The 6,395-nt window shown below is 68.2% G+C and carries 5 protein-coding genes; 2 read left to right on the plus strand and 3 right to left on the minus strand.

What is annotated here, in order from left to right; all coding sequences use genetic code 11:
* Positions 1-3,720: type VII secretion protein EccCa (eccCa, locus tag ACFWF3_RS20060; protein ID WP_379314822.1), on the plus strand; the 3,720-nt coding region annotated here is incomplete at its 5' end.
* A gap of 8 nt (positions 3,721-3,728) precedes the next feature.
* Here the strand turns inward: eccCa and ACFWF3_RS20065 are convergent.
* Together ACFWF3_RS20065 and ACFWF3_RS20070 are read right to left on the minus strand one after the other, a co-directional pair.
* Positions 3,729-4,328 carry a GNAT family N-acetyltransferase gene (locus ACFWF3_RS20065; RefSeq protein ID WP_378993618.1) on the minus strand — a complete coding sequence of 200 codons (600 nt, stop codon included), beginning with the start codon at positions 4,326-4,328 and terminating at the stop codon, positions 3,729-3,731.
* Positions 4,325-5,134: a GntR family transcriptional regulator gene (locus ACFWF3_RS20070; RefSeq protein ID WP_378993617.1), complete on the minus strand. Its 810-nt coding sequence runs from the start codon at positions 5,132-5,134 to the stop codon at positions 4,325-4,327. Before ACFWF3_RS20070 ends, ACFWF3_RS20065 begins: the two co-directional genes overlap by 4 nt.
* Positions 5,135-5,415: 281 nt before the next feature.
* Between ACFWF3_RS20070 and ACFWF3_RS20075 the strand changes: the two genes are divergently transcribed.
* Positions 5,416-5,808 (plus strand): DUF4254 domain-containing protein, encoded by a 393-nt coding sequence (locus ACFWF3_RS20075; RefSeq protein ID WP_379314823.1) that lies wholly within the window; start codon positions 5,416-5,418, stop codon positions 5,806-5,808.
* Between the two features lie 53 nt (positions 5,809-5,861).
* Here ACFWF3_RS20075 and ACFWF3_RS20080 read toward each other — a convergent pair.
* Positions 5,862-6,395 (minus strand): MinD/ParA family protein (locus ACFWF3_RS20080; protein WP_379314824.1); only part of this gene is annotated, 534 nt, incomplete at its 5' end.

Here is a 6,395-nt window from a genome sequence, read left to right on the forward strand (position 1 = left end):
GACGTGCGCACCACCGGCACCAAACAGCTCGAGACGCTCGGCTGGAGTCATCCCGAACCCGCCGATCTGCCCTCGCTGATCGGGAGCAGGCGGATGTGGGAGCGCCGCCCCAACGACCCCGACTTCGGGCATGTGCGCGTCGGCGTCGGCAGCCACCGCCTCGCCACCAAGCTGGCCAGGCCCGAAACCGGCCCGCTCGAAGACCTCGAACCGGTGTCCACGGTGGCGCTGCGCCGTTTCGTCCGCACGCATTCGGTGGTGCACGAACTGCCGACCGCGGTCTCGCTGCGGGCCTTCCCCGCCATCAATATCGGTGGTGACCTCGACGAGGGCCGCGAGCTGGTGCGGGCGATGCTGATGGAACTGACCACCTTCCACGGGCCGGACAATCTCGTCGTCGCCATCGTCTGTGCCGATCCCGATACGCACTGGGCCTGGGCGAAATGGCTTCCGCACGTGCAGCATCCGTCGGTGCGCGACGGACTGGGCTCGGCGCGGATGATGTACACCTCGCTGGGCGAGCTCGAATCGGCGTTGCAGACCGAGCTGATGGAACGCGGCCGGTTCATGCGCAATCCGCAGCCCACCCAGGGCCGGTTGCACCTGGTGGTGGTGATCGATGACGGCTACATCAGCGGTAACGAGCGCACCATCAGCGAATCCGGCCTCGACTCGGTGACCGTGCTCGATCTGACCGCGCCGGAGAACGGACTCGCGGCGCGCCGCGGCCTGCAACTGGTCGTCGCCGACGGCGCGGTGTCGGCGCGCAGTGCCGCCGGGGTGGAACGGTTCGCCACGGCAGACGAGGTCAGCTCGGCCGAGGCGGCGGCCTTCGCGCGCTCACTCGCCCGCTACCGGCTCGCGACGGCCGCGCAGATCGTCAGCCTGGGGGAGGGCACCACCAGCGACCCCGGTCTGATGGCCCTGCTGCGCATTCCCGACGCCGCCCAGATCGACCCGGCCAGGGTGTGGCGACCGCGAACCGCGCGGGAACGCCTGCGGGTGCCGATCGGCATCACCCCGGACGGCACGCCGGTCGAGATCGACATCAAGGAGTCGGCCGAGAACGGCATGGGCCCGCACGGCCTGTGCATCGGTGCCACCGGCTCGGGCAAGTCGGAGTTCCTTCGTACGCTGGTACTTTCGCTGGTCACCACGCATTCGCCGGATGCCCTCAACCTCGTGCTCGTCGACTTCAAGGGTGGCGCGACGTTCCTCGGCCTCGACTCGCTGCCGCACGTCGCGGCCGTGATCACCAACCTCGAGGACGAGCTCTCGCTGGTCGACCGCATGAAGGACGCGCTGGCCGGTGAGATGAACCGCCGCCAGGAGCTGCTGCGCTCGGCGGGCAACTACGCCAACGTCACCGACTACGAGAAGGCAAGGGCGGCAGGCGTTCCGCTCGACCCGCTACCCGCGCTGTTCGTGGTGGTCGACGAGTTCTCCGAATTGCTCTCGCAGAAACCGGATTTCGCCGAACTGTTCGTGATGATCGGCCGTCTCGGTCGCTCGCTGCACGTGCATCTGCTGCTGGCCTCGCAGCGCCTGGAGGAGAACAAGCTGCGCGGCCTGGAATCGCACCTGTCCTACCGGATCGGTCTGCGCACCTTCTCGGCCAACGAATCGCGCGCGGTACTCGGCATCACCGACGCCTACCACCTGCCCAGCGTGCCCGGCGCGGGCTACCTGAAAAGCGATGCCTCCGAACCGCTTCGGTTCAACGCCAGTTATGTCTCGGGTTCCTATGTCGCGCCGGTCGGCACGGTCATCGACGACGACGGCGCGCCGGTCGGCGGGCAACGGCCCGTGGTGTTCACCGCGGCCCCCGTCGAAGCCGCCGAGCTCGAGCCGGAACACGAGGAGACCGACCCGATCCTGCGCGGCCGGCCGGAACTCCCACCACCGCCCCCGCCCGGTGGTCAGAGCGCCGAGGAGGGTATCCCGGATTCGTTGCTCGACGTGGTGGTCAAGCGGCTGACCGGGCACGGCAGGCCCGCCCACGAAGTGTGGCTGCCACCGCTGGAGGAATCGCCGACCGCCGACATGTTGCTGCCCGACCCCGACTGGCGATCGCCGGTGAACCGGCACGGTCAGCTGTGGATGCCGATCGGTGTCATCGACAAGCCCTACGAGCAGCGTCGCGACGTGCTCACCATCAATCTCGCGGGCGCACAGGGCAATGTCGCGGTGGTCGGTGGCCCGCAGTCGGGCAAGTCGACCACCTTGCGCACGATCATCCTGGCCGCGGCCGCCACGCACACGCCCGAGCAGGTGCAGTTCTACTGCCTCGACTTCGGTGGCGGCAGCATGGCCGGTCTGGTCGGGATCCCGCACGTCGGTTCGGTTGCCGGTCGTCTCGACGGCGATCGGGTCCGGCGCACCATCGCCGAGCTCACCACCCTCATGCGGCAGCGCGAGGAACGATTCGCCGAGCTCGGCATCGAATCCATGGCCGAGTTCCGCCGTCGCAAGTTCTCCGCGCTCGAGGCACGACAGATCAACGGGACCACCGCCGCACCGGGCGACCTGCTCGCCGCCGACCAGTTCGGTGACGTGTTCCTGGTGATCGACGGCTGGGGCGCCATCCGCGAGGAATTCGACATCCTCGAACCGCTGATCAATGCCATTGCCACCCAGGGTCTTTCCTTCGGCGTCCACCTGATGATCGGCGCCTCGCGCTGGGCCGAGATCCGGCCGGTGGTCAAGGACCAGGTCGGTACCAGGCTGGAGCTGCGCCTGGGCGACCCCGGTGACTCGGAGATGAATCGCCGCACCGCGCACCAGGTTCCGGTCGGCAGGCCGGGCCGGGGTCTCACCCGCGAACAGTTGCACATGCTGATCGCGTTGCCCCGCCTGGATTCGGACTCCGATCCGTCCACGGTCGCCGACGGTGTCACCAGGGCGCGGGAAGAGCTCATCGCGCTGTATCCGGGACGCCGTGCCCCGCAGGTGCGCATGCTGCCGCTGAGCTTCCCGCGCGACGAGGTCGTCGCCACCGCCAAGGGACAGGGTGTCAAGCTCGACCGCAGCAAGGTCGTCGTCGGTCTCGGCGAGTCCGAATTGCAGCCGCTGGTACTGGATTTCGGTCTCGAACCGCACTTCATGGCCTTCGCGGACGTGGAATGCGGCAAGACCACGCTGCTGCGCAACATCGTGATGAGCATCGCCGAACAGTCCGACGCGTCCGAGGCGCGGGTCATCCTGATCGACTACCGGCGCACCATGCTCGGTGTGCTCGAGGGCGATCAGCTGGCCGGATACTCGACCTCGTCACAGACCTGTGGGCCGATGATCGCCGAGGTGGCGGGCTACCTGGCCAAGCGAATTCCCGGTTCCGACATCACCCAGCAGCAACTGCGTGAACGCAGCTGGTGGTCGGGCCCGGAGATCTATGTCGTCGTCGACGACTACGACATGGTGGTCACCGGATCGGTCAACCCCTTCGCCCCGCTGCTCGAATACCTGCCGCAGGCACGCGATATCGGCCTGCACCTGGTCGTCACCCGCCGTATCGGTGGCGCGTCGCGTGCGCTGTACGACCCGGTGCTCGGCGCGATGAAGAACCTGTCGGTGCAGACGCTGATCATGAGCGGTTCCCGGGACGAGGGAAAGCTGATCGGCGATGTCCGCCCGAGCAAGATGCCGCCCGGCCGAGGCACGCTGGTCTCCCGCAGCCAGGGCATCGAACTCGTGCACATCGCCGACCTGCCACCGCTGTAACCGCGTACTCAGCCGGGGAAGTGATCCATCAGCGGCAGTGCCGGGACGGAGCGCCGGTGCGCCGGGCGGCGGACCGGTGAACCGCACCAGCTGTCGGTGCGGCGTTCGAACAGCGCGCAGGACGGGCCCCTCGCCAGTGGGTCGGCGATGCGGGCCAGGGTGAAGCCGGCGCGGCGGTAGTAGTCGTGCAGGTGGCGGTTGGCGGTCCAGGCATCGAGGCGGACCCAGTCCCGGTGCTTCTGGTCGGCCAGCCGGGCGGCGTGGGCGAGCATCCGGTGCCCCACCTGCAGACCCGCGAACCGCAGGTCGACGATCATGAAGTGCACGATCACCGACTCGGCCAGCTCCCACGTCGACCACAGGCCGGGATCGGCTCGCTGGTTGACCGTGATCGTCCCGGCGGGCTCACTGTCGACCTCCGCGATCCACGTCTCACCGCGATCCAGCGCCCGCCCGACCGCCCCGGCGAAGATCTCGATCGGTCGACCGCGTCCCGCCACCGTCCACTGATCCGACCCGCGTGCCGTCAGCCACGACGTGCGCTGCACGCGCAGGCGGCAGATCAGCGGCAGGTCGCCCAGGGTGGCCGGGCGCAGGCGCACCGTCATGGCAGCGCGACGGCCAACCCGGGTGCGATGCCCAACGTGCGGGCGATGACGTCGGTGCCCGTGTTGTCGCCGAGCTGATAGGCCAGCTGGTTGCGGCCCGCCAGGGAACGGTGGCGGGTGGCGCGGGTGACGCGTTCATGGTTGGCGCCGATGCGCAGATGGTCGAGCAGGACGGTGCCGGTGGCGACGCCGAGCACTGCCGCTTCTTCGGCGGTGGCGGCGCGCGCCAGCACGGTGTCGCGGTGGGCGGTCTCGCCGTAGCCGCGATCGGCCAGGCGGCGGGTGGTGCCCTCGGGGATGTCGTGTGGCGAGTCGATGCCCGCGGCTTCGGCGAGGTCGCGGGGGTAGAAACTCACCTCCCACGACCACGGCTCGTTGTCCAGGTACTGCACCACCGTGCGCGCGAGCACCCAGGAATCGGCGGCGACACCGAGCCAGCGCGCGACTTCGGTGTTCGCGGGTTCCATCCTGGTGCTGAATTGCTTGGACGGTTCCCGGTTGGCCGCGCGCGCGATCTCCTCGAAGATGTCGTGTGCCGACCTGGGCCGATCGCGCCGGATGTGGTCGGTGACCACCGACTCCAGGACCTCCTGGTTGCGCACGATGGTGCCGCGGGAAGTTGCTGTGTAGACGAGATTTTCGGCGACGAGCACCTGAATCGCGTTGCGCGAGGTGGTGATCGAGACCTGCATCTGATCGGCGAGCTCGGAGTGGCTGGGTAACCGGTCGCCCGGTTTCCATGTGCCCGCGTGGATCTCCTCGCGGAGGAGGTTCGCGATCCGGAGATAGGTCGGACCGTCCGCCATCATGCTCCTCGGTAGGTCGTGCAGGTAACGAAGTGTACTCGTATCGGTTACCTACGGCCGAGTAATGCTTGACAGAAAGCTTGCGAGGTTTATTGTAATGAACGTCCTGATCCGGTGCTCTGCGGCGATGACGGCGAGGCAACGTGGCTGGTTCGGAGAGTTCTACAGTTGTAATGGCTTTCCCCGACACAGTGCGGAGTGTCGATACCGCCGGGCTCCCGGCAGCTACCGGTCTGTTACCCCTCTCCGACATTCTCGTCCGGGCGTGTCGCGGACATCGGGTGGTCGGGGGACCGCTGCTGTGGTTCGCGCGTGATCTGGCCGTGCTGCACGAGAAACGGATCGTCGGGCGCGGGGGCCGAGTCGACACCGATCCGGTGGTCCTGCGCGAAATCGACTGCCGGCGTAGTGAACTGGTGCTGGCGATCGACGACTGGGTTTTGCGGGCCATCCCGCAGCACCGCCTCGGCGCCACGCTGCACACGGAGACCGTCGGCTCGGTCATCGACCGCATGGCCGAGGCTTCCGTGCGAGCGCACCACGCCCTGATGACGTTGGCGGCCAACGACGAAATGCTGCACTGCGCGTGGCATCACCTGGCCGAACTGGCCGACGCCTACGACGATCTGGTGCGTGACGTACTGGCCGGGCGCAGGCGGCTGCCCGAGTGGTGAGCTGGCACCTCGACCGCACACCACGCCCCGCCGGGCGTGGTGTGCCGTGCGTGTCAGCCGAGTCGGTGGTGGTGGACGCCGAACTCGTCGGCCACCGTCGCCGCCAGTTCCACGTACGCGCGCTTGGTGGTCTTGTGCAAGCGGTGCAGGTCGATCTCGGCGCCCTCGGAGAGGTGCTCGTCGAACGGGATGATGTGAACGGCGCGGCAGCGGGACAGGAAGTACTCGCGCAGCTGCTGGACACCGACGTTCGGTGAGCCCTCGCGCGGGAGGTTGATCACGACCACCGCGTTGCGGACCAGATGGTCGTGGCCGTGCAGGGACAGCCAGTCCAGGGTCGCGGCGGCGCTGCGGGCGCCGTCGATGGCGGCCGAGGAGATGAGCACGAGCGAATGGGCGAGGTCGAGGACACCGCTCATCGCCGAGTGCATCAGACCGGTGCCGCAGTCGGTGAGAATGATGTTGTAGAAGCGCTGCAGAATGCGGGCCACGGCCCGGTATTCCTCGTCGTTGAACGCCTCCGACGCAGCCGGATCACGCTCGCTGGCAAGGACTTCCAGGCGACTCGAGCCCTGGGAGGTGTGCCT

It is taken from the genome of Nocardia sp. NPDC060220 (genome assembly GCF_042727815.1).
GTDB lineage: Bacteria > Actinomycetota > Actinomycetes > Mycobacteriales > Mycobacteriaceae > Nocardia.

Excerpts from the sequence above, each read along its gene's own strand:
- ACFWF3_RS20065 (WP_378993618.1), bottom strand. The coding sequence starts at position 4,328 with ATGACGGTGCGCCTGCGCCCGGCCACCCTGGGCGACCTGCCGCTGATC.
- ACFWF3_RS20070 (WP_378993617.1), bottom strand. The coding sequence starts at position 5,134 with ATGGCGGACGGTCCGACCTATCTCCGGATCGCGAACCTCCTCCGCGAG.